Below are 23733 nucleotides of genomic sequence, written 5' to 3'. Positions count from 1 at the left end.
TATAAATATGAATCAATTTATAAAAATAAATACCATATAGCTATACTACCTCATTAGGCGGTTATTTCTCAACTTTTTTTGCCATACTCGTGGAACTAGCACAAGCCGTATCCAATCCTCTGTGTACTATAGGAGTAAATAGAACAATGAGGTGATCTGCAAATGGGCAATTCAGCAAGAGTGCGCAAGCAGGCAAAACGATTGAAAGGCCGAAAGGTCTGCATTACGCTGCATGACGGGCGTACCTATGTAGGATGGATAACCGGACTCGATCAGGGGGCGCTGATTCTCTCCAAACAGCGCAGTAGCCATAAACCACGTAGAACTTCCACCTCCCGTTCGCAAAAGGCCACAACCTCAGCATTTCTGCCGATGCTCGGATCCTTGCTCGGAGGCTCGGGTGCCGGCGCTGCCGGACTGGGCGGGGGGCTAGGCGGACTGGGCGGACTGATGGGCGGCGGACTCCGCTTCTTCGGAATGATTCAGAAAGCTATGCCGGTGATGAAGATGGGCTACGGCATGATTAAGACAATCAGACCGTTTATGAGTGGGCTTAAGGGATTAATGGGGGGCGGCGGTGGGGTTTAGCAGCTTAGGGGCTGAATAAAGAAGAACCAGCTTTGCCTTCTTTAACAAAGAACGACATCCGTTTCTTCATATATTTTCATACAATATTAAAAAGACACCCCGGGGGTGTCTTTTTTGCGATGTATCCTGTTCACTTCATATACAGCTCAACCAGCTCATAGCATCTTTCCTTCGTGACCCCTGACTGGGTCGCTGCATATTCCAGCGGCTCCATCGTTCCGCCTTCAAATTCTGCCGCTGCCTTCGCCGCCGTTTCATCTCTTTCTGTGATCCATTTTAATTGCTTTTCTTTTAATTTGGCCATTTCATCTTTCGGGAGCTGCTGCTTGAGCACCTGGTAAATCTCATTTAGAGCCGCATCCCACCGTCCGTACTCCTTGTCCGCAGCCTCGATCATCGCCGCCGTTGTCCCTTCATCAGATAAAGCCTGCAAATCCGTAAGCCCCTCTTCAATCTTATCCAGCTTCTTCAAGTAGTCCTGCTTCATCGATCCGGCGGCAGGCTCCTGCCCGGTTGCAGGCGACGCTTCCGGCGACGTTTCCTCCGGTGTGGCTTCCGGGGTTGTTACCGGGGTTGCTTCTGGTGTTGTTGCCGGTGCCGGCGCCGTTGCTGTTACTGTTTGCTGAGCAGTCTGATCCGGCTCTGCCGAATTTACCTTGCTGTCTGCATTATTACTGCAACCGGCAAATACTAAACTGCAGGTCAATAGAGTCAATATCATTGTTTTTCTCATTCTTCCTCACCCTATCATCGGTTTATAGTATATATCGTGTGGTTTGGCTTACCTTTTAGCAGAGGCTTATTTGTATATATTACCTGCATTGGCAGCATTGTAATCATCGCAGGTATAGTTAAAGATATACTTTCCTTCCAAAAACTAAAATGGATATACTAGAAACATGAGACAACAACAAATTCTGATCGTTGAAGATGACGCGACTATTGCCTTTGGACTTAAAGTGTTCCTGCTGCAAAAGGGTTTTGGTATTCAACATGCCGATCGGGTCAGTACCGCCAAAAATATGCTGACCGCCAGCCCCCATGATCTGATCCTGCTGGACTGGAATCTTCCTGACGGCAACGGCTATGATTTCTGCTCTTATGTCAAACAGATGTCCGATATTCCGGTAATCTTCCTGACTGTGCGGGATGACGAGCATGATATCGTGCAGGGTCTGGATATGGGGGCTGATGATTATATCGTTAAGCCGTTTCAGCTTAGTGTGGTACTTTCCCGCATCCAGGCCGTACTGCGCCGGACAGGAATCGCCGCCCCTGCGTCAGCCCGCCTCACCTGCGGAGCACTTCTGCTCGATCCGGTCAAAACGCAGGTATTCTGCAGCGGAACAGAGGTGCCGGTGACCGCCGGTGAATACCGCCTGCTGCTGCTGCTGCTGCAGAACAAGAATCAGACGCTGACCCGCAGAGTGCTGCTTGAGAAATTATGGGATGCGGACGGGGATTTTGTCAACGATAACACTTTGACCGTGATGATAAAGCGGCTGCGGGAGAAATTAGGCCCTTCCTCCAGCATCAAGACGATTCGCGGCATCGGCTACCGCCTGGAGCCAGATGATGAATAGACGCAGGTACAGCCGGCTTCTCCTTCTGGCCTTCGCCGCTGCCTTGTTTGCCGGACTGGTTATGGGGATTGGCATATCCCGGCTCGTCTCGCAGGCTGAATATACCCAAACGGCGCGGCTCACCGGGACATCCTACAGCCGCCACTCGGAGCTGGAACAGGCCCTGCTACAAGGACTGCATGACGAGAATGCCGCCGATTTGCAGACCGGCACCGAACTTCTGCACCGCTATGGGTATACCCTCCACACTTTTAATAACAAGAACCGCCTGCTGATCATCGCGGGAAGTGTGGGCCTGTGGATGCTCCTGTTTCTGCTGTTTGCAGCAGTTCAGTATCGATTACAAATCAAAAGAAAGGAAAGAATCGCCGGACTGACAGCCTATCTCTATTCCATTAATCAGGGACAGCACCATATTCTGCCCCGGACTGGTGAGGATGAATACTCTTTCCTGGAAGACGAATTATATAAGACTGTTGTAGAGCTGCGGCATACCCGTGAGACAGCCGTGCTGGAAAGGCAATCGCTCGCCGACAATCTGTCCGACATTGCCCATCAGATCAAGACACCGCTGACTTCTGTCTCTTTGATGGCTGAATTACTGGCTGACAGCAGGCAGAACAGCGCAGACGCCTTATATGTGGAGAAAATCCAAAGCCAGCTAACCCGTCTGGAGCGTCTGGTATCGTCCTTGCTGACGTTGTCCAGGCTGGATGCGGGAACGCTGGAACTGCAGCAGCTTCCGGTGGATGTGTACACGATGCTGGCCAGCGCCGCTGAACCTCTGGAGAATATCCTCTCCGGCAGAAGGCAAACCTTGACCCTTCAATCCAGCCCCGCCATCAGCTACCGCGGAGATTACCATTGGAGCTCGGAAGCACTGCTCAATGTTCTGATGAACTGTTCGGAGCATACCCCTACTGGCGGCAACATCACTGTATCTTACGCGCTGAACCCCGTGTACACGCAAATTATAGTGGAGGATTCCGGGGCGGGATTTCCTGCGGAAGAACTTCCGCATATATTCAAACGCTTTTACAAAGGGAGCAATGCCCGCAAGGACAGCGTTGGTATCGGTCTTGCGCTGGCCCATTCCATCATTCAGCGGCAGAACGGCAGCATCCATGCGGAGAACCGGCCGGAGGGCGGGGCCCGTTTTGTCATCAAGTGGTATGCCCATTAATCTTCCACCGTCACCGGAATGTCACCGTGGGCTGGTAGAGTGGACCGTACAAAGGAGGCTCCACCCATGGAAATATTACGTTGTGAGAACTTGACGAAAGCCTACGGTTCGGAACATTCGCTCGTTACCGCCCTTGACTCCGTTCAGCTGTCGGTACAAAAAGGCGAATTCGTCGCCATTATCGGCGCTTCCGGTTCCGGCAAGTCCACTCTGCTGCATCTGCTGGGCGGCGTAGACCGCCCGACCAGCGGTACGATCATGATTGAGGACCGGAACATTGCACAGCTGAACGAAGAAGAATTAGCGGTATTCCGCAGAAGGAAGGTCGGGCTGATCTACCAGTTCTATAATCTTATCCCTGCCTTAAGTGTCCGGAAAAATATTGTACTGCCAATGCTCCTGGATGGAAGGGTGCCGGATGAACAGCGGCTACAGGACATTATCCGCAGCCTGGGATTGGAATCGCGGCTCGACCACCTGCCGGGCCAGCTATCCGGCGGGCAGCAGCAGCGCGTGGCTATCGCCCGTTCCTTGATTTACAGACCTGCTCTCCTACTGGCGGACGAACCGACCGGAAATCTCGACAGGAAAAATACAGAGGAAACGGTCGGGCTGCTGAAATTGTCCCATCGGCAATTCAATCAGACCGTTCTGCTCATTACCCATAACGAGAAGATTGCGCTGGAAGCGGACCGGATTATCACCCTGGAAGACGGCCGCATTGTTTCCGACGAGGTGATCCGGCAATGAATACTATCATCGGAGACTACGTCCGCTCCCATCTCAAGGCGAACAAGCGCAGCACAATGTTCATCTTCACGGCCATTCTGATCGCTGCCACCTTACTCTGCGCCTCTGGTTTTCTACTTTATTCCCAGTGGCTTAACGAGGTGGATACGACCGTCAAGGACCGCGGTAATTGGCATGCCCGTTTAGAACAACCGGTTCCGGCAGAACAGCTGAAATATATTCAGCTCCATCCGCAGGTGGATGAGGTCTATCTGGAATCGCAGCACCAGTCGCTACAGCTGGAGGGCACAAAGCGGCCTTATCTGAATCTGGTACAGCTGAGCGATGCCGCTTGGGAGAACAGCCCGCGTACAGGAAGACTACTGGAAGGCAGGATCCCAAAGAATAAGGGCGAGATCATCGTATCCAAATTATTTTTTGCCGAGAATCCCCAATACCAAATAGGAGACAGCCTTCAGCTTCCCATAGGGCAACGTATGCTGGATGGAAGGCCGGTGGCGGACTATGCCCCACGGCTCCAAGGTGAAACCTTTCAGCCTGCTGGTGAACAAGCCTTCATCATTACGGGAACGATCAATGAATCCTCCGTATCTTCTTATCCCTGCTACTCTGCCTATGGCTTCGCGGATATGCAGACGGCTTCACCGAAAGAGCTGTTTAACGTCTCCGTGCGGCTACGTAACATCTCTGATGCTTATGAAACGGCTCCGCAGCTGGCCGGGAACATTGGCCAGAAGCCGAATGCTTCCGGAAGCTACGCCATTACTTACAATACACCGCTTCTCGCCTTGTACGGGCTCAAGGGGCCTGGTGTCCATGGCGGAATTGCCCTAACCTCCGGGTATGTACTCTCTGCCCTTCTAACGATGGGGCTGGTGATGCTCCTCTTCACCATATTGATCTACAATGCCTTTACAGTTACAACAGCAAGCCAAATCAGGCAACTGGGTATTCTCAAAAGCGTTGGCGCAACACCGAAGCAAATTCGCCGCATTGTATTATATGAAGCCTTGGGACTGGCCTGCATCGCCATCCCCCTGGGACTGCTGCTTGGTTACGCCGGAATGGCCGTTATTATCAAAGCGATCGACGCCCTGTTAGCCGATTCTGCGAACAACCATTTACGCATTGCATTCTCTTGGCCCATCGTAGGCATAGCAGGGGCAGCAAGCTTTGCCACCGTATTATTGTCCGCATGGACGCCTGCCCGGAAACTGGCCAAACTGCTGCCGATAGAAGCCATCCGAAATGTCCCGGCTACAAGGAAGGCGGGGAAGACACGCGAATACCGCTGGATACATAACAGACTAAGCCCTGAGGGCGGGCTTGCGTTCAGCGCCTTTGCAGCCAACAAAAAAGCCTATCGCACGACGATAATCTCGCTCACGCTGTTCATTACGCTACTCGTAGGCTTTCAAAGCTTCGCGGTCATCTGGATAGCCGACCAGAAGCTGGCACTGGCCCAGAAACAATACACTTTCGAACTGTCTATGACCACCGTGGAGCAGCCCGATCCGGCTATGATGAAGCAGCTGTCCGGCTTGTCCGGTGTTCAGCAGCAGGTGGTGTACCGGAAGGCTGAACACTCCTTTAAATGGGATAAGCAGCGAATCCATCCGGCCTTTGCCGCTGCCGGTGGATTTCAGGACAGCTACTATCTCGGTGATTCCGGCAGCAGCTTCCCTACCGATCTGCTGCAAGAGGAGGGGCAGCCGCGAATTTTTCTGGAGCTGAAAGGACTAGACAGTGCCTCTTTTGCCGCTTACTGCGCCCAGATTGGGGTAGACGCAGCTCTATTTGCTGATCAGGGTGAGTCCAAGGCTATCATAGTTAACCGGACCAGCGGCAATATTCCCTCTTTTATCGAAAAGTACAACATCCCGGAAACGGAGTATCTTCAGCTTGCCGCCGGTGATTCAATCACTATTGAAGAAGATCATTTCTCTGACCAGCCGCATACGGGTGGAGAGTATAAGCTTGCAGTTGGTGCGGTGACCGGCCAATATCCCGCGCTCGACGAATATCACTATCCCTTGGATCTGGTGGTGATCGTGCCGATGGACACGTATGAAGGTATTGTTCAGAAACTCAGCATGGAGCGGTCGCTGGATTACCAGAGTATTACCTATAAGATGGACATTCCCCGGGAACAGCTGGCTGTGGCCCGGCAGCAGGCCGGTGAGATCCTGAACCAGTACCTGCCGCCCGAGGATTGGAGCATTACCACGCTGCTAAGCCGGGAGGAAAGCAACCGGAAGGCCCTCCGCTCCATCGAGCTGCTGGTCGGCGGCTTTGCCATCCTGCTCGGCTGCATAGGCATCACAGGTGCTTTTTCCACCGTATCCGGCAACCTTTCAGCCCGAAGACGCGAGTTCGCGATCCTTCGCAGTATGGGCTTGTCTCCCCGGGGGATGAAACGTATGCTGCGGCTGGAAGGACTATACTTTGGATTGTTGCCCTCCCTGCTGTCTATACCGATATTGGCCGGCGTCTGCAGTATTATGCTGCATTACGCAATTGCCGCTACGTGGAAGGACTTTCTGGCCGGGATCCCTTGGCTTCAATTAGCAGGCTGTTTTATCCTTGCCGCAGGCAGTGTAGGACTGGCCTACCAAATCACCGGCGCAAAGATACGGCAGGAGAATGTGATTGATGCCATCAAGGATGAGAACTTGTAATCGCACAATATATACTACCTTAAAGAACAAAAGACACCCCTGGAGGTGTCTTTTTATTACCTTTTTCCATCCTTATTTCAGAGGTGCTTCTAGTTTAGCTTCTTGAGCCCGGTGCTATCCTTCTTCACAACGTAGATATCTTTGTCAATGGAATAGGCGATCCAGTCACCGACAGATGTAGCATAATCGATCCGTTTCCAGGTGTCGCCAAACTCCAAGGCCGTTTTCATTACACTTGTTTGAATTCAATCGCGTTAATCTGCATGCCTGGTTTGACGAAATCAAACTTCATTTCATAGAGGCCTGCTTCCAGCTCAATCTTCACGAGCTTCAGCGTGATCCATCTGCCGTCCGTACCATTGGTTTGAATAGTCGTCACCACTTGATCGTTTAGAGTCATATTGGCTGCACTCTGAGCCAGCTCTGTATCCGGAGACATGACGCTTGCAAAGATCCGGTATACACCCGCTTGATCAACTTTTATGAAGGTCGATCCGGCTGCAGCTGTTTGGACCACTGCATTGTCAGCTACGGTTTGTGCTTGCCCAGCGGCAAGAGCCGGATTCGCCTTGAAGGCATCAACCGTTTCTGCAATCACTTGTTCTCTGGAGAATACAGGTGCCTGCATCAGGAACTCACAAATATTGATAGCGCTGCGCTGCAGCTCTCCACGGGTCAGGGTGCCATTGTCCAGGGATTCAATCGTGTTGTCTCCCCAGACATTGGTTTCCGCACCATAGTTGCTGACAACCATATACAAGTCATTTTGTGCACGGACCATCCAGTTTGTGTTCCTCCGGTCAGCAGGACCTCCATCCACGACATCGTTCATGATCGCCCACCAGTCAGTCATCACGATGCCCTTGAAGCCCCATTCTCCGCGAAGAACCGTAGTATTCAAATCATAGTTGGATGCCGCCCAATGCCCGTTCACCGGATTATAGGAGGTCATAATCGAATTGGCTCCACCCTGTTTTACCGCGATTTCAAAACCTTTCAGATAAATCTCGCGGAGCGCCCGTTCGGACACAATCGCATCCACCTTACTGCGGTACTTCTCCTGATTGTTGCAGGCGAAATGCTTCAGTGTGGCGTTGGAGCCGCCCTTCATAATCCCGCGGGTGCAGGCTGCAGCAAAAATCCCTGAAATCAGCGGATCTTCTGAAAAATACTCAAAATTGCGCCCGTTCAATGGACTGCGGCGGATATTCAGACCCGGTCCCAGCAACGCATCTACACTGTTGCTTAACAGCTCCCGGCCTTCCATGACATATAGCTCTTCCACCAATTCAGCATTCCAGGTTGCAGCCAGCAAGGTTCCAATGGCAACCTGTGTCGCCTTCTGCCCGCTGTCCATGCGAATGCCCGACGGGCCGTCTGCGGTACAGCCAACCGGAATTCCATAACTGAACAGCTGATCACTTACCCCACCGAAAGCCGAAGCCGTACCCGGTGTAACGAGCGGACTGCTCATGCCTTCGCCTCTGACAATCGCCGCCAGATCCTGGTCGCTAAGCTGGGCGATGAAAGCCTCCATGCTGACTTTGCCTTCATGGACATCTCTTAATTTATATCCTTGATTGCCGGTTTGCGCTAAGGTTTCAGGGAGATTGCTCTGAATGCGATCGGCCATAGAAACCTTTTGTTTCGGCACCTCTACATAGGTTAGTTCATAAGAGCCATCTGCTTTGCGGGCTCCCGGGTGTATTCTTGTAAAGCTCTCCGTCGGCGCCAGCGCCTCTTGCAGCTGCTCCACAACCTGAAGAGCTTCCACGCTGTAACCGCTCTGTCCTTCCACGCCAACCTCAGCCAGCGCTTTAACACTGGTTCCCACGTAAAGGCGGTATGTCCCGGCTTCCAGCACATAAGCAGAAGCATGACCGGTCACTCCGGCGTCATCGTAAGAGGCCATCGAATGAACAGGGAAGCTTACAGTCAGACGCTGCGATTCACCCGGCTGGAGAAGTTGGGTCTTCACGAAGGCAGTCAAAGCTTTGGCCGGCTGGCCCAGCTTGCCTTGCGGCGCTTCATAATAGACCTGAACGACCTCTTTTCCCGCAAAGGCAGTTCCCGTATTAGATACGTTTACTTCAATAGCAATGTAGGCTTCTCCATCTTTGGTGATCACTTTGGCTTCTTCCGGCTTCACTTCAAACCGGGTATACGATAGACCGTATCCAAATTCAAATTGAACCCGCTCCGGGCAAAACGTCTCAAAATAACGATAGCCCACATAAATATCTTCCTGATAGAAGTTCTTGAGTTCATTGCCGTAATTACGGGTCGAGGGATAATCCTCGATGGAATAAGCAATCGTATCGGTTAATTTACCGCTTGGTGTCACTTCTCCGGCCAGCACGTCGGCAATCGCATTGCCGCCCTCCATACCGCCCTGCCAAGCATAAATCACACAAGGGATGGGGTGCGCATAACCTTCATCGTTCAACCAGCTCATATCGATAATATTGGAGACATTCAGCACAACGACGGTTTGCTCAAAATAGGCCGTCACCTGCTTCAACATCGCTTTTTCTTCATCATTTAACTGGTAGCTTCCCGGTTCGTCGGCATTATCCTGGTCTTCTCCGGCCGTACGTCCGATCACTACGATTGCTTTATTGGATTTGGCTCTTGCCTCTGACACCAGTTCATCGGTTAAAGGCATCTCCTTCTGGTGCCACGGCTCTGCAGCCCAGCCCCCGCCGCCATTATCAAACGGGTTGCTCTCGATCCACGTTTCATATACAGCTGCCAATGGCTGGTTAATGGAAATGTTCTGTTTACTCCGAAGACCATCCAGCAGATTGGTTGTATGCGAAACATGGACACTGCCGCCCGAACCGGTTCCGCTGCGATAATAATTCACCTGGGTTCTGCCGAAAATGGCAACGTTGTCACTTGCCTGAAGCGGAAGAACTTGTCCTTCATTCTTTAACAGCACTGCACCTTCTGCGGCGACGACTCTGCTGAATTCAGCAAACCCTTCTAATGGAACTCCAAAACTTTGTGTGCTCAATGTATTCTCTCCCTATTATCATCTCTATACTTATTTCAACAACTTAATATTAATATACAAGCTCAGCTTCTATAAAAGCAAAGTTTCATCTGTTAATATTGTGAATATTCGGCTTGTTCATCCACCCAGACATTCCTAAACACCCGCTCCAGGAGCGGGTGTTTAGGAAAAGCACGAAGGGACGCGGTCCCCGGCGGCCTGATTTTTATTTTTTACGCCGTTGTTTCGTCATCCGGTTATACATCACAAACGCAGCTATAATCGCGCCGATCATGCCGACGCTGGTCGCTGAATCATTGCCCATGCCAAACAGAAGGCACAGGTTCGTAACCACACTTCTCGTAAGCAGCGCAACCAATATCAGCATCAACGGACGCCAAATGTTATATCCTCTCATCCCTGCAACACCCCTGACCTAATTTTCACAAATCGGCAAACCCACGCAGCCTAAACCATCAATCTAATCTACTATTAGATGCTATTATAGCATAAGTAGGAATGCGCATACATTTTGGCCAGATTGCAGAGCCAGGAGTAACTGATTGCTTGGGAATAACACTTTCAGCCCCCCGCCCCGCTGCAGCCTACTTCAGTATCTTGTTCAGCTCTTCCACTCTTTTTCGGCTGTCTATTCTAGCGTAGAAATAAAAAGCGATGGTGTGCATTACAACCGACAATAACAGCATTCCGGGCCACCAGGGCAGAATAACGTGAAACATATCTTGTGAAAATAACCAGACAATCAGCATTCCGCCGGCTATTGTAATAATGGAGGAAATCAGAATATTCCAGAACGGCTTTAAGGTGAAATGATTCCATAGGGCATCGTACATAATTCCAAATAATACGGCCGATATTGCAGCAATCCCCGCAACATGCCACAGGTATACCATACTGATCGGTTGTTCCCTATAAAACACCGTTAACAGTAACGTTACCCATAAGGATGTCACCGTAAATACTTGAAAAAAAGAATGCTTGAACTGGCTAATCATGATATCTCCCCCTGAATTGTTTAATGTAATAGCGGCTGACAAAGTAACTGGAATGATCCGTGAGCACCACTTGAATCCTTGCGTTGCCAGTGGATGAAAACTCTTTAATATAGCCCGTATTGATGATGGTTTGATTATTGATTTTCATAAAAAGGGCTGAATCCAGACTTTCGTCGACAACCTTCAACCGTTTATTGAGCAAATACCTTTCTCCGGTAATTACACGTACGCTGCACATACGGTCTTCCGCTTCAATTACAGCAACCGTACTCCACCCGATTTGAACATGGCGGTCATTTTTCGCGTTGATCACTACAAGCTTTTTCTCTGCGGTATGAATAGCCTCTTTAATATTCCCCCAATGTTCCTTTTCCGCAGGATGGGTACTTACTTTGGCGACACCCCGGTCTAATGCTGAATCGGCTTCAAATATAACGTTCAATGCTGCATCCTCCTTTCACAACTAATCTTATAAGCAAAACCTTGCTAAAACTATAGTATTGCGTTTTCTTGCAAAATCCTGCGGCTTTGTTGCACGGCGCGCTGCGGCGCATATGCACTGACACGAAGGGACACCCTTATGTGTGTATTTTTATGTATTTGTTTGATTTTGACAAGAACATTTGTTCGGGTTATACTTTTCCCAAGTGAGGGGGATTTGACCGTGGATATCATGGAGAAACTCGAAATTTTAACGGCTTCGGCCAAATATGATGTGGCCTGTACCTCAAGCGGGTCGGACCGCAAAAGTCAGGCCGGAGGCATGGGCAATGCCGTCAGTATGGGTATCTGCCACAGCTTTGCGGCCGACGGCCGCTGCATTTCACTGCTAAAGGTGCTCATGACGAACAGCTGTGTTTATGATTGCGCCTATTGTGTCAACCGCAAATCGAATCAGACGCGCCGGGCTGCATTTACACCGGAGGAAATCGCAGACCTCACCATGCAGTTCTACCGCCGCAATTACATAGAAGGCCTGTTTCTCAGCTCCGGCATTATGCGTAACCCCGATTATACAACCGAGCAGCTGATTGCCGCTCTAGAGCTGCTGCGGAACGTCCATCACTTCGGGGGCTATATCCATGTGAAGGCGATTCCCGGCGCAGATGATATATTACTGTCCAGACTCGGCCTGCTCGCCGACCGCATGAGCGTCAACATCGAGCTGCCCTCCAAGGAAAGTCTGGGCCGGCTTGCTCCGGATAAGAGCAAACAGTCCATTCTGAAACCGATGGCCCTTATTAAAGAGAAGATAAACGAGAATTCTTCGGACATTGTCAAATACAACCATGCTCCCCGCTTCGCACCGGCCGGGCAGAGTACACAAATGATCGTAGGGGCAACACCGGATACCGATTACCAGATTCTCAACCTCACGGAAGGGTTGTACCGGAAGTATGGGCTGAAGCGTATCTTTTACTCTGCCTACACCCCGGTGGTAGAGCATTCGCTGCTGCCTTCCCTGGACACCAAACCGCCGCTCCTGCGGGAACACCGGCTCTATCAGGCTGACTGGCTGCTGCGCTTCTATGGCTTTCAGGCCAAGGAGCTGCTGGATGAAGCGGCGCCCAATTTCAATCCGCTGCTTGATCCCAAATGCAGCTGGGCCATCAATCACCGCGAGCAGTTCCCGGTTGAAATCAACCGTGTGCCGTACGAAACGCTGTTGCGTGTACCGGGCATCGGCGTAAGGAGTGCTCAGCGGATTGTAAAAGCACGGCGGGCGGGGACATTGGATTTTTACGCGCTTAAGAAGCTCGGTGTCGTGCTGAAGCGCGCTCAATTTTTCATTACCTGTAAGGGGAAAATGCTGGAGGGGTTAAAAGTCGGCGAGCATACCCTGCTTCGTTCACTCATGTCCGGCCAAGAGCTGTCCCCGTTTCTACAGCCGCAGTACGAGCAGCTTTCCCTGTTCGATGACACGTATTTGGCAGCCTTGCCTGCAGCGGGAGCGGCAGGACTGAGGAAAGGAGAATCCTCCTGATGTTCAAGACGGCCGCTCTGGCCTATACCTATGACGGCAGCTTTGAGGGCCTGCTATGCTGCGTGTTTGAGAGCTACCAATGGAAAGAAACTCCGCTAACCATACATTCAGAGGGTGAAGGGCAAGGCCTGCTGCTGGAATCCAAATGGATTGAGACCGACAACGTCAAAGCAGACCGCGTACTGCGCTCCATACCTCTGCGCATCTGTCCTGAGGCCGAAGAGCTTGTCCGTTTAGGATTCTGGACATGTACGCCAGACAAGGAACTGCTGCTGCTGAATTTTCTGTATCTCGGCTTCACGCATGGCCGCAAGGTTATGGACATGCTTGCCGATGATACCGTGAACGCCTTGCAGAAGGCGGTACAGCATCTGCGGCGGGAAGGGCATCTCTTTCTCGGTTTTGTGCGGTTTTCCGTTTACGGTCCGGTCATGGCAGCGGTGATTGAACCCCGCAACTACGTGCTCCCTGTCATTCAGGAGCATTTCTGCGACCGGTTTCAGGGCGAAAGCTTCATGATCTATGACAAGACCCATAGGATGGCGCTGATCCATCAGCCCGGGCAAGAAGCCATTATTCCACTCCAAGAATGGATACCCCCGGAGCCGGATGCGGCTGAGGAGGCCTATCGCCGCCTGTGGAAGAAATTCTATACTGCCATCGGTATTCAGGAGCGCCGCAACGACCGGCTGCGTTCCTCCCTGATGCCCAAACGTTACTGGAAGCATCTTACGGAAATGGACGGGGGCACTGCGGCGGTACCGGCGCTCACAGCAAAACAGGCGCAAACTACACGACTGAAGAGCAAGGAGCGGCGTGAATTGCACCAAGTAGAAACAGCTGCGTCGTCCTTACAAGGACGAGATCCGTTTCAGCGAGAATGATAAGGACAATTTACAGTACACATTTTCTCATCACACGCGGAGAAAGGCGTTTCGCCACCAGGTAGTTTTTTCGGTAGAGGTTTACGTTTCGGTGTTTCAGAGACTTCTTTCTTCTTACGAAGGCGTGTGTGTGCATCCGGAAAGTGTATTCCTGGCTCTGAGCACGAACGGACCGAGTTGCACTTATTTGGGGCTCTTAGCCTGTTACAGTAGGAAAATGGACTCCAGCGCAGTTATTTCTCCCTGATGGCCGTTTTTAAATAGAATGCAGAGCTGATAGGGTCGCCTGGGTCCGCAAAGGAGAATAAACAGAGGTTTTACTCTCCTTAGCGTCTCCTGAGTCCTTCCCGAGTAAACGAGCCCGCTGCGGGCTTTTAGGGACCCTACTTTCAATACTAAATCCCTGCTTCCCCAGTGCTCTTCCAGTTTGAAGTCACGCTCTAGCATATAAATTCTTATCTTTAAAAAAACACTCTGGAGGAGTGTTCTTGCGGCTGGAACCTGCGTCCCCTGATCATTCGCCTATTTTAATCCGCTTCAGCAGGCCATCTGCTCTAGAAGCACAAAGAGCACCCATCCAGGTGCTCTTGCTTATGCTTCTCCAGCTTGAAAGAACAAGCTTGCTTCCGGGCTACCGCTCGTACCAGTATCCCGGAATGCCCCGCTCCAGCCGCATCAATGCTTCAAGATAGTAATAATCGCCCCAGATGGTGTAGTCATCCGGGGACTCGCCACCTCTAACGGAGTACGAACCATGCTTCAGCAGACCTTCCGCTTCCTCGGCACCCTGCGTGGAGTAATGCTCTGCCAGTGACTTCACTGATGCCTCCGCAGCGTCCAGGAAAAACTGGCGCTCCGGATCGCCCGCATCCATCTGTCCGGCTATCTCCAGCAGGCCGCAGGCGGCGATGGCAGAGGCGGAAAAAGAAAAAAGACACCGGATGGGATGTCTTTTAAAGGGTGCTCCATTTTATGCAATTCAGTGCTTTATTGCGGGCCATCTTGCTCTTAGGGCTTCATTCCATGGACCACATCCAAGATTAAGAGTATATTATCAGAATCCAGATTACCATATTTTGTATTATACTTAAATAAAGGACAATCACCACAATGTCCGTTTTACTTATGTATAGTTTATTTTCTCAACTTATTTGGCAGCCCTACTCAAATGGTTAGGACTAACCAACAATTAATTCCAGCGAATTTCCAAAAAAGAAACATCATCACTGGCAACATGGTTATACGACGTTTCAATCATCTGTCGAAGTTCCGCGTTTTCCGGATACCTTTTCCAATTCCTGTACCCCATTAGTCCGTCCGTGAATATTTGTATACAATTCGGTCCACCGGAACCTTTTGCAAGATCCATAGACAGAATAGAAGGTCCTTCTCCCATAACACCATGACAAGTCGACCAACGGTTCCATTGGGAAAACCCGCTTACTAAGCCTGGAATCTCAGTGCCATGATCGAAGAGACGAATAGCTGTATCTCCCAGCCAGGCTACGGTGATCTGACCCTTGTTGCTGTCAGCCGTGTAGCTAATCTTCCCGCATACAAATGTAGTCTCGCTGCCCTTCAAGCGTTTCTCCTCCAGTACTTCACGGAAGAGGCCGCCAATATGCGAAGGGAGTTCATAATGGTTGATCATATTTGTAGCCGGGGCGGTCATTTGCTGCAAGCCTGAAGATAACTTGTACTTTACAACTTCGCTGTCCGCAGAATTAAAACAATCGGATTCAGACATGAATTTCAGCAGAGAATCCCCTAGGTATTTTGCTGCTAAATTTCCGTAAAAGGACTGGCTGACCCCATCACATACACAGAACAGGATGCTGTCATCCGTTATTTTATAGGTTATATAGTCCTGCCCCATATCATCTCCCTGCCGTGTCTCTCTGGAACGGGCATAGGTGCAGCGTATGGAAAAAGGCCCTGCTTGCAGTGACGACAGAGGATATTCCAATCGTTGGTCAATCTGAAATAATCTCATCTCTAGCATCACTGTCCTATCGTATCGGAGTAGACGCAGATATCTGGAAGCCTAAAGATACCATTTCGTGACTGCTGCCAGGCAGCATCATCAGAGCTCCGCTCTGCAGAGTATAAGAGAATTCAGTCATCATCTTACGGTAGCTTTCCGGAAGTGCAGAAGACATGTTTCTGAGTTTAAGCGCATAGTCATCCTTCAGATTCATTCCGGGCAGAATCCCCTTCCAGTTCCGCGGGTCGTTAACAGGCTCTTCGAGAAAATGATCATTTATAAAAATGTTCTCAATAAGCACATTCCCATCAGGCACACTCATCTCCATGATCCGTTTGGCCACCGGCTCGGGATCCTCTCCCGTATGCACGCCGTCAGTCATGTGGCAAATCAATGGAGCCGGACACTTCTGCATAAGGGGCAACTGTTCCAGAAGCAATTCCTCCGCTCTTTGAAACGCAAGTGCTGTATCCGTAAATCGCATGGGTGTAAGCTCTGGCAGCGTCGCCGTCCTGGCAATTTGATCGATCGCCTTGATGCCTCCCAGCAAGTCGTCCACCTCGTCACTGTAAGGAAGAATAGCGATCCGATAACGTGCTGCAATCCGGCTCCCCTTAGTGGAGCGGTAGACCATTTGCTTTATGGTAGAAACCAATGCTTTTTTCACTAAATCTATTCTTCTGACATTATTCATTTCCAACCCCATTGAAGCACTAACATCAATGAGATAAATAATCAATGCCGGAGTGCTTTGCGTAGCCTGTACTGTATATTTTTCCCTGGGGGCTAATCCCCCGGTTAAATCTCCAGTCATTGGTGAAGCTCCGTCGTGATTATTGATCATAACCGTCGGTTCAACGACCGGTGTTTTATCGATCATTAGTTTAGCGATGTTTTCTAAATGTTTTTTCACTTCACGCGCGCTTTGAACCCTTTGATCCGGGTCCGTTTCAAGTAATTTTTTAATCAGCTTCACATATTCCAATGGAACCTCAGGAGAGATGAGCGCAAAGGTAGAGTGAACGGAAGAATAATATTTCCCACCGGTGAGCAGGAAGTAAAGTGTGGCACCCATTGAATACAAGTCGGTCCGGAAATCCGTCTGCCCATTTTCCAATTGCTCCGGTGCTGCAAACACCATTGTACCTAATGCTACCGTATCCTTTAACTGCCCCTTCTTGAAGGTCCTTGCAATTCCGAAGTCGATCAGCTTCAAATTGTCGTGTTCATCCACCATAATATTTGAAGGCTTTAAGTCACGAAAAATCACCGGTTTAGGCTGTTCATGTAAATAGTTCAGAATTTCGCATAGCTGCACGGCATATTTAAGCGCACGCTGCACTGTTACCGGCGTCTTGTTATCCCCATATATCTCTTCAATCGTGTGCCCGTTCACATATTCCATCACCAGATAACTTCTTCCCTCATCATCCGGCTCAAAATAATCCGCTATCTTCAGGATGTACGGGTGGGACAGATTGCTGAGAATCCGTATTTCTTCCAGAAAGCTGCTGCCATCGGTTTCAGCATCGATAATGATTTCCTTAACCGCCCAAATCTTACGATTCAATCTGGTATCCCGTACCCGGTATACAGCACCCATGCCACCTCTGGCAATAAGCTCTTCTACCAGATATCTTCCTCCAAGAATCTCTCCGTTAGTCAACATATTCCTTCTCCTATCCCTGGTTCAGTGCTAATAAGGGCAACGGACATTGTCCATTACCCTTCCTATAGAAGCTGTTATTTGAATTGGCTCGCATTGTTTTTTATCGCGTTTTCCGTATCTTCATATCCTTTTACTGTTGTATCCAAAAAAGTAGCATAGGAAATAATGACGTTCTTATATTCCTCAAAGCGGGGTTCCATTCCTTTAAATTTCTCACGAATGGTATTGCTTGCATCACTTTGCCAGGTGGAGGCAAGTGCGTTCATCTCCATTTTAATTTCGTCCAGTCTGGCGCTAAGATTTTCATTAATGGATCGGATCGTTCCGGCAGTATTCGCTACCTCAGGTAAAGAAATTTGAATTCCTTCCGTTGACATACATGCAGCCCCCTTCTTTAATTAGTTAATTTTTTAGCAGAATTGATAATTTCACTTTGTGTATCCCGGTACATCTTGGCGCTCAGTTTTAGAAATTCGGAGTATTTAAGCAGCAGATCGTACATGTTCTTAAAATCCTCCTCAAAGCCTTGAATCTGGGTAACATATGCCGTATTGTCGGCCCCTTTCCAAGCGGCACCCATAGCGTTTACCTCTGTGAATAACTTCTTGTATTGCGTGGCGTACTCAGACGCTTGACCATCCATCTTCTGTGCTGCTGATTCCAGCCGTGCAGGATCCACAGTAATTTTCGACATTATTTCTACTCCTTTCTGATTAAAAAAACATAAAATTTATATTAACATCAGCATGGAGCCGTTACTTAATCCCAGCTCCCTTGCCGATAGGTTAATATCAAGCACTGTAGCAGTCTCTTTATCGCAGATGACGGTATCTTCTGATCTGATATAGACCCCTCCCGACAGCTCCATGATTGCAGCTGCCAGCAGGCCTTCGATCTCATGCAGACGAAGATCCAAAGGAATGATCACATCGTGTGTCTGGCTGATTGCCGGAATATAGAGCTCAATAATGATCTTATCCAACGGGGACCTCCTCCTCCACGAGCGCACTGGCAGACAGCAGCTTCACCAGAACAGCCTTCCCGCGATGCACCACGTACCCGAAGCCGTCCCCAATCTCGCGGTACATCTCTTGGCTGAATCTGGCCGGCTTCATGTGGTACTGATCGGTAAAACCGTCTCCAATCCATATCCCCTCACCTCCAGCCACATGCTCTTTAAACCAAGCTTCAAAGGAGAATGCCGCGATATTAGCAGCCCGTTCAGCCAATATAAAATGAACCTGATAGGCGGCGCTCCCCTTCTCAAGCAGAACTTTCCACTTATCCTTGGCATCTACGGATAGCCTGGACAGCAAGGCCGATACCGACAGCACAATTACCGTCAGTTTATTGAATACAGGAACCGGCTGGCCGGCAGCGAGTGCATCCTTAAAGGCGTTATTCCGCAACACCAGCATATTGAACAATTCAATAACTGCCTGCTCGGCAGCATCACTATGGTCATTGATATAGCGGCAGCTCCCGTGAAAGTCTTCCGTAAACTGTCTATTGGCATCTAGCACCAACAGCTCCGAATCAGAAGAGCCTTGCTCGGAGAGTACCTCGACCAGGCCCTGCATGAAAGTAGACATATCATGATCGCGGGAAGCTACCAACTGAATATAGCCTTGGCTGAGGTCCATATAGGATACTTTCAGGCTGTCTTTCTCCACCCCTACAGGAATCAATCCGTCCCTCCAGCGATGAATATCCTTCTTGAGGAAGGCAAGATCCACCTTGTCCGGTAAGATCGGTATCTGTTCAGCAGTTGTTCCCTTCCATTGTTTCGCATAGCTGCTGCAGCTGCTACGCAATTCATTCAGCAGATTGTTGCCGTTTGCCTGAATATGGGCCAGCTGAAATTCATAGACGTTGTCTTTCTTGAAGATACCTCTGCCCTTCAATTTGGAAGGGTACACGCCCCCTACATTGCCGAGCACACCGGAATAATCGGATGGATCATTCAGCTGGAGCACGTAGAGCTGCTTGAAATTCTGCAAGGTTTTGTACCGTACAGCTCCCGTATTAAGAGCAGTCAGCATAAAATAAATCCCATACTTCAGGCCTTCTCTGCTGAGTAGCGAGATCACCTCTTCCTTACCCTCAAAAAGCTCGGTAAATACAGAATAGTTATGAATGACGACTAATATAGATGGTTCTTGTTCCGCAGATACACGATTATAAGAACCGAAGTCACCCCCATACGGTGAGAATATTTTCTTTCTTTGTTCTATTTTTTGCTGAAGCATCTGGAAGAGTTTATTAACCCTTTCACTGTCATGAGAGAAGACTACATCACCCACATGCGGTGCTTCTGAGAAGGCTCCCAGCGTTTCCGAACCGAAATCCAGAATATATATATTGATTTCTTCGGGAGTATACTGCTCTATCAAAGAGAAGATAAGTGTCGTCAGAAAGACTGTTTTGCCACTTCCGGCCGTACCATAAACGATCGCATTGCCGTCCCGGGAGAGCGGGAAGGTCATGGGCAGCTGTCTCTGATTCACCGGATCATCGACCTCGCCGATTACAGGATTAATCTCACCATAAAAAGAAGGGGAGTTAGGGTACTTCTTCTTCAATTCATGCAGATAAATCACAGCAGGAATCGGCTCCAACCACAGCGGCCGGATCTTGATGCCTTCTTCGGCAGCAATGTGGGATAGATACTCATTAATCTTGCTAATCTGCTTCTCCGGATTGGCCTGTCTGATTTTTCGTTTATTCACAGCTGTTTGCTTTACAATACGGCCCAGCGTATCAATTATCGTGAGGTTGTGATCCGGTGTACGTTCCATCCGGTCCGATGGATCATACGGTGCGCCGGCCCATGCAGATTGCCCTAGTTCAAACAGCTCGTTAAAGCCTACCTGCACATAAAATCTGCCAGTAACGGACAATTCGGCGGCATCCGGTCTTTTGATCACATCCATACTGTCGGCCCTCTCCTGGACCTTCAATGAAATTCGGAATTTGCTATTGCTCCAGATTTGGTCGTCTACGACACCCGCAGGCTTCTGAGTAGCCAGAATCAAGTGGATGCCCAGACTTCGTCCGATTCGCGCAGCGCTTACCAGCTGTTCCATAAACTCCGGCTGCTGGGTTTTAAGTTCGGCAAATTCGTCAGAAATGATAAACAATTGCTGAAGCGGTTCGGATACCTGCCCTTCCCGGTAAAGCCTTTGGTATTTATAGATATCAATGTTGCTAAGACCAAGCCGGCTATGAATATCCTGAAATATGGCCTGGCGCCGTTTCAGCTCGCTTTGGATTGAAATCAGCGAACGTTTTACCGCAGCGCCGTCCAAATTGGTAATCGTTCCTGCAAGATGAGGAAGGCTAGAGAATGCGCTTGCCATCCCGCCCCCCTTATAATCGATAAGGATAAAGGCCACTTCATGAGGATGATAATTCACTGCCAGTGATAATATAAAGGTCATGATGAATTCACTTTTACCCGAACCTGTCATTCCGGCAATCAATCCATGAGGACCATGGAATTTTTCATGCAGATCCAGTTGAAATAAGGCTCCTGTGGTATCCACTCCAATGGGAGTTCCCAGTGACAATACCGGATCGTTATCCTTCCAGCGGGTTAAGGCGTTAAGATGCTCTATCTTTCCGACGCCAAACATATCGAGGAAGGTTAGCATATCCGGCAGATTATATTTAGACCCTGATGTGTCAAGCTTGATGTTAGCCAGCCGGACAGCAAGCGCAAGCTCGTTACGGATCTCATAAGGATCAGGGCGGAAAGATACCGATTTCCCGGAAATATTATCTTTGTCAAAAATATTCGAATCTTCACCGTCGCACTCAATCACCAGAGAGCACTCTTTGGGAAGATGCATAAGCTGATCATAAAGATGCAAAATGCTGAATCCAAGGTTCTTTTTCTGCTTTAATAATCCGTTGATTATTTCAGCTTTGCCCGCCAGTTGCTTGTCCGCAGCTATAATCACGTAATATGGCGACAACTCCCGTATTTCTTCATCAGATGAGAGCATTTCCCGGGCGGACAGCTCTTTTTCCAGATAACTGGACAGCTCTTTCACTTCATTTAGCTCCGTTGCGACAAACCGCAAACTGCCCTCTTCATTCCATACATGCGGCAGCCATTTCACAAATCCCCAAGTATCTTGTTCTTTTGTATCATAGAGAAAGACGAGCTTTAGTTCATCATAGCTGTGAAGTGCGGTAAGCTGCAGGATCAGCTGCTTCGTAAGCATAACGGCGGCTTCCCTGGTGCCGATAATTCCCGCTATCCAATCCTCCGTCAATAACAGCGGCAACGGCACATTTTTCAGGAGCTTCGGTTCTTTGATGAACTCTTCTAATTCCTTCCGCAATTCATCTTCATCCAAGCTGAATCTTATTTCGGGATGCTTAATTTCTGCCTGCAGGTTAACGGTTCCCAGTCCCAGTCTAAGCGATAAAAAGTCATTATGCCTGCGGGTTCGCTCCCATAAATTACGCTTCCTTTGTTCTATGCGGCCAACGCAATCTTCTACAGTCACTAGGTTCTCATGTAGAATATCGCTTTGATAGGCACACTCATCTGCAATTTTTTGCCGGAGCTCTTCCAAATATGCCTTGTATTTCACATTTCTCTCCTGATTGCGCCGGCTTCTCCGCTTGCTCTCATGTCTTCTGGCCAAGATAGGCCATAATATTGTACCTAGCAGCATGCTCATAGACATTACTAGAGTAGGCATTGCATTTCTGACATTCCCCCCGGAACTGAGTGCATTCTGGAGGGCAAACAACCCTGTGAAAAGTGAGGCCATCCCCATGGTGATGGACGGACCCAGCATCAGCATGATTGGTAATTGTTCCATATTACCGAGTGAAGGTGGAGGATCAATTACAAATTCCGCCTGCTGAATATCCCGCTTAAACCGTGGAGAACGGTAGAAGAATTCAGGGGAAACGGCGATCTCCTCCAATTCCTCCTCCTCAACCACAGCTGCCGTCTGCTTAACATACGGCTGAAACGCAGCTCCTTTGATCTTTAGCTGACCGTCCGGATTGTTCACGGCGATAAAATCGGGGCCAATAATAATTTTGAGACCGATAATATAGACGACATCTCCTAGTTTCAGCACTTTGCTGGTGACCCGTTTCCCATTCACAAACGTTCCGTTTGCGCTGCTCTGGTCTTGAATCGTCAGGGTAGAGCCATTGATCAACAGTTCAGCATGAAGGGATGAGGTATACTTATTGGCATAATGCAGATTACAATTCTCTGCCCGTCCAATCGTTATTTTGCTGTTTGCATGAAACTTCAGCTTCTTAAAGGTGTTCCTGTCACGGGAGACAGGCTCAGAGAAGAGCACTACATACTCATTCGTTCGGATAAGATGAATGGAGTACATGTTCATGGGTTCTATGGCAATTTCCTTAATAGTGGACTTGTTGCTGTCCAGAATAACGGCCTGTTTATTGGACTTTAGAATCCATTTCCCCTCAATGCCTTCAATGCTGATAACGTTCTCCTCATAATTCTGTTCATTTCTCTGGGTGATCCAGTATTGTCCCTTCTGTTTCTCGGGAAGAACACAAGTATAGATGACCGTGTCTTTAAGCAGTGATAGCTGCATGCGTATCTTCACTCCCTATTCAAATCCACCAAATATCCGGCACTAACTTCCTGCAGGATTACTATTTAATGAATACTGGATCAAACATGGCAAATTCCACTTTAGAAGCACCGAGACTGCTTATCGCAAATGTAATCTTATCCACATAACGAAGCGGCACAATCAAATTTTGGGGTTCTTGAGTGGACGTGTATGTGTATGATCCGTATAAGGTCGTTTGCCCGCCTTTATTTGTAAGATAAACATCTACCGTGACCGGCTGCGTGCTGACGCTTCCTAGCTTATGCTGAATTAGAGCCGCTTTCGCATTAAACTGTCTGTACTTTTCATCCAGTTGATAGGTAATCTTTGCTTGTCCCTTGCTATCCGGAGTATAGTCTCCAAGCATCGTATAGATATAATTCAAATGGGTGGTCCCGTTCTGCTCTTTAATCACAGTGCTGCCGTCGTACATAATGCTGCTCTCTGCGTTCGTATTAACCACTTCAGGGGCTCCGATCAGGAAATCATTGCCTGCCTCAATCGTGCCGGTGGTTGCGTAAACCTTCTTGCCCGTTGAATTTAAGATTACAGTCTTCCCGTCACGGGAACGCGAAGGTTCATAACCCAGCTCAGGCAGCATATAGCTGGGAAAATAAGCGTAGCCTTGGAATGTAAAAGGTTTATTTTTACTATTCACCGTAATCTTCGCGCCATCCACCTCAACACTATTAATATTGAATAGGGCTCCCTTTAAATCTGCCGCAAATACGGTAACACCTCCGAATAATAATCCACCGCAGATAAAGCCTGAGATAAACTTCTTCATATCTATTCCTC

Annotated in this window: 20 protein-coding genes and 2 pseudogenes; 7 read left to right on the top strand and 15 right to left on the bottom strand. The window is 49.2% G+C overall.

Annotated features, from left to right (window positions below):
* The first annotated feature begins 162 nt into the window (after positions 1–162).
* The gene (locus tag H70357_RS01125) at positions 163–588 is read left to right on the top strand and encodes an LSm family protein (RefSeq protein WP_038584778.1); all 426 of its coding nucleotides are present in this window, start codon (positions 163–165) and stop codon (positions 586–588) included.
* A 130-nt stretch (positions 589–718) separates the two neighbouring features.
* Here the strand turns inward: H70357_RS01125 and H70357_RS34035 are convergent, their stop codons facing one another.
* Positions 719–1321 (bottom strand): lysozyme inhibitor LprI family protein, encoded by a 603-nt coding sequence (locus H70357_RS34035; RefSeq protein ID WP_081965642.1) that lies wholly within the window; start codon positions 1319–1321, stop codon positions 719–721.
* A gap of 166 nt (positions 1322–1487) precedes the next feature.
* On the opposite strand from H70357_RS34035, the gene H70357_RS01115 reads away from it, so the two are divergent.
* From H70357_RS01115 to H70357_RS01100, 4 genes are all read left to right on the top strand, one after another.
* Complete coding sequence (locus tag H70357_RS01115; protein WP_038584775.1) at positions 1488–2171, top strand: response regulator transcription factor; 684 nt, start codon at positions 1488–1490, stop codon at positions 2169–2171.
* Positions 2164–3354 carry a sensor histidine kinase gene (locus H70357_RS01110; protein ID WP_052091741.1) on the top strand — a complete coding sequence of 397 codons (1191 nt, stop codon included), beginning with the start codon at positions 2164–2166 and terminating at the stop codon, positions 3352–3354. Before H70357_RS01115 ends, H70357_RS01110 begins: the two co-directional genes overlap by 8 nt.
* A gap of 66 nt (positions 3355–3420) precedes the next feature.
* Positions 3421–4104 (top strand): ABC transporter ATP-binding protein, encoded by a 684-nt coding sequence (locus H70357_RS01105; protein ID WP_038584773.1) that lies wholly within the window; start codon positions 3421–3423, stop codon positions 4102–4104.
* The gene (locus H70357_RS01100) at positions 4101–6782 is read left to right on the top strand and encodes an ABC transporter permease (protein ID WP_038584770.1); all 2682 of its coding nucleotides are present in this window, start codon (positions 4101–4103) and stop codon (positions 6780–6782) included. Before H70357_RS01105 ends, H70357_RS01100 begins: the two co-directional genes overlap by 4 nt.
* An 89-nt stretch (positions 6783–6871) precedes the next feature.
* On the opposite strand, the gene H70357_RS35600 is transcribed toward H70357_RS01100, so the two are convergent.
* The 5 genes from H70357_RS35600 to H70357_RS01080 all read right to left on the bottom strand — a co-directional run bounded on the left by H70357_RS35600 (position 6872) and on the right by H70357_RS01080 (position 11235).
* A complete protein-coding gene (locus H70357_RS35600; protein WP_156130792.1) occupies positions 6872–7012 on the bottom strand; it encodes a hypothetical protein in 141 nt (46 codons plus the stop codon).
* Positions 7012–9798, bottom strand: coding sequence for a glycoside hydrolase family 3 C-terminal domain-containing protein (locus H70357_RS01095; RefSeq protein WP_038584767.1), 2787 nt, complete (start codon positions 9796–9798; stop codon positions 7012–7014). Before H70357_RS01095 ends, H70357_RS35600 begins: the two co-directional genes overlap by 1 nt.
* Positions 9799–10003: 205 nt before the next feature.
* Entirely contained in the window at positions 10004–10195 is a 192-nt protein-coding gene (locus H70357_RS01090) for a hypothetical protein (protein WP_038584764.1), read from the bottom strand.
* Between the two features lie 187 nt (positions 10196–10382).
* Positions 10383–10793 (bottom strand): hypothetical protein, encoded by a 411-nt coding sequence (locus H70357_RS01085; protein ID WP_038584761.1) that lies wholly within the window; start codon positions 10791–10793, stop codon positions 10383–10385.
* Entirely contained in the window at positions 10786–11235 is a 450-nt protein-coding gene (locus H70357_RS01080; protein ID WP_038584758.1) for a LytTR family DNA-binding domain-containing protein, read from the bottom strand. Before H70357_RS01080 ends, H70357_RS01085 begins: the two co-directional genes overlap by 8 nt.
* 231 nt (positions 11236–11466) lie before the next feature.
* Here H70357_RS01080 and H70357_RS01075 point away from each other — a divergent pair, with 231 nt between their 5' ends.
* Together H70357_RS01075 and H70357_RS01070 are read left to right on the top strand one after the other, a co-directional pair.
* Positions 11467–12777 carry a putative DNA modification/repair radical SAM protein gene (locus H70357_RS01075; protein ID WP_063848062.1) on the top strand — a complete coding sequence of 437 codons (1311 nt, stop codon included), beginning with the start codon at positions 11467–11469 and terminating at the stop codon, positions 12775–12777.
* The gene (locus H70357_RS01070) at positions 12777–13661 is read left to right on the top strand and encodes a TIGR03915 family putative DNA repair protein (protein ID WP_081965640.1); all 885 of its coding nucleotides are present in this window, start codon (positions 12777–12779) and stop codon (positions 13659–13661) included. The genes H70357_RS01075 and H70357_RS01070 overlap by 1 nt, the downstream gene beginning before the upstream one ends.
* A gap of 631 nt (positions 13662–14292) precedes the next feature.
* On the opposite strand, the pseudogene H70357_RS01060 reads toward H70357_RS01070, so the two are convergent.
* From H70357_RS01060 to H70357_RS01020, 9 genes and pseudogenes are all read right to left on the bottom strand, one after another.
* Positions 14293–14583, bottom strand: a pseudogene (locus tag H70357_RS01060) (glycoside hydrolase family 88 protein); the annotation flags it as partial.
* Positions 14584–14850: 267 nt separating this feature from the next.
* Positions 14851–15537, bottom strand: a complete 687-nt coding sequence (locus H70357_RS01055; RefSeq protein WP_038584747.1) for a PP2C family serine/threonine-protein phosphatase — start codon at positions 15535–15537, stop codon at positions 14851–14853.
* Positions 15538–15670: 133 nt separating this feature from the next.
* Entirely contained in the window at positions 15671–16459 is a 789-nt protein-coding gene (locus H70357_RS36440; RefSeq protein WP_052092410.1) for a vWA domain-containing protein, read from the bottom strand.
* Between the two features lie 99 nt (positions 16460–16558).
* Positions 16559–17314, bottom strand: a pseudogene (locus H70357_RS36435) (serine/threonine protein kinase); the annotation flags it as partial.
* Positions 17315–17388: 74 nt separating this feature from the next.
* The gene (locus tag H70357_RS01040; RefSeq protein WP_038584744.1) at positions 17389–17691 is read right to left on the bottom strand and encodes a pore-forming ESAT-6 family protein; all 303 of its coding nucleotides are present in this window, start codon (positions 17689–17691) and stop codon (positions 17389–17391) included.
* 17 nt (positions 17692–17708) lie between these two features.
* Positions 17709–18008: a WXG100 family type VII secretion target gene (locus H70357_RS01035; RefSeq protein WP_038584741.1), complete on the bottom strand. Its 300-nt coding sequence runs from the start codon at positions 18006–18008 to the stop codon at positions 17709–17711.
* Positions 18009–18044: 36 nt separating this feature from the next.
* Entirely contained in the window at positions 18045–18296 is a 252-nt protein-coding gene (locus H70357_RS01030; RefSeq protein ID WP_038584738.1) for a hypothetical protein, read from the bottom strand.
* Entirely contained in the window at positions 18289–22914 is a 4626-nt protein-coding gene (gene essC, locus H70357_RS01025) for a type VII secretion protein EssC (RefSeq protein WP_038584735.1), read from the bottom strand. Before essC ends, H70357_RS01030 begins: the two co-directional genes overlap by 8 nt.
* 61 nt (positions 22915–22975) lie before the next feature.
* Positions 22976–23722 (bottom strand): hypothetical protein, encoded by a 747-nt coding sequence (locus H70357_RS01020; protein WP_038584732.1) that lies wholly within the window; start codon positions 23720–23722, stop codon positions 22976–22978.
* Positions 23723–23733 lie beyond the last annotated feature (11 nt).

Source organism: Paenibacillus sp. FSL H7-0357 (assembly GCF_000758525.1).
Lineage (GTDB): Bacteria > Bacillota > Bacilli > Paenibacillales > Paenibacillaceae > Paenibacillus_AQ.
The sequence above is the reverse complement of the archived record's forward strand: the minus strand, read 5'-3'. Positions and strand labels throughout refer to the sequence as shown.